At 38.0% G+C, this 426-nt stretch carries 1 protein-coding gene; it reads right to left on the bottom strand.

Annotated features, from left to right (window positions below; genetic code table 11):
• Positions 1–166: 166 nt before the first annotated feature.
• On the bottom strand, positions 167–426 hold a 260-nt coding region (locus E1171_RS00205), incomplete at its 5' end, for a spore germination protein GerW family protein (RefSeq protein WP_155202984.1).

Raw genomic sequence — 426 nt, 5'->3', positions numbered from 1 at the left:
TTTTTTTTTCTTCAGAAAATAATTGATTTAGACGAATTTAAAGGTATCCATTCCCCTTCCTGCCTTTATTGTTGAAATAGCGGTACATAGAATTCTTCCAAAAAAAACTGATTCAAAAGTGATAAAAACCACACATTTTTCTTCATTTTTACCGCCAAAGATTTCTTCATGAAAGTTTTAAAAATATCTTACCAACCAAATAGCCAACCATGAAGCTTGTCCCCGCTACCATTAATAATTGAGCTTTTTTCTTATAACTTACAAATTGCGCCCCTCGCTCATCAACAATCACTAACCCTTCCGGACAAGCAGCTACTCCTCCTCCTAGCCCCAAGCCACTATCTTCCTTGTTACCCCCTTCTTTTTGCTTAGCTCCTGCACCTCCACCAAATCCATACATGACCCTTGCTACAGGAATCACTGTTT

Source organism: Xanthovirga aplysinae (genome assembly GCF_009711365.1).
Classification (GTDB): Bacteria; Bacteroidota; Bacteroidia; order Cytophagales; family Cyclobacteriaceae; genus Xanthovirga; species Xanthovirga aplysinae.
This window is presented reverse-complemented; position numbering and strand designations above follow the sequence as displayed.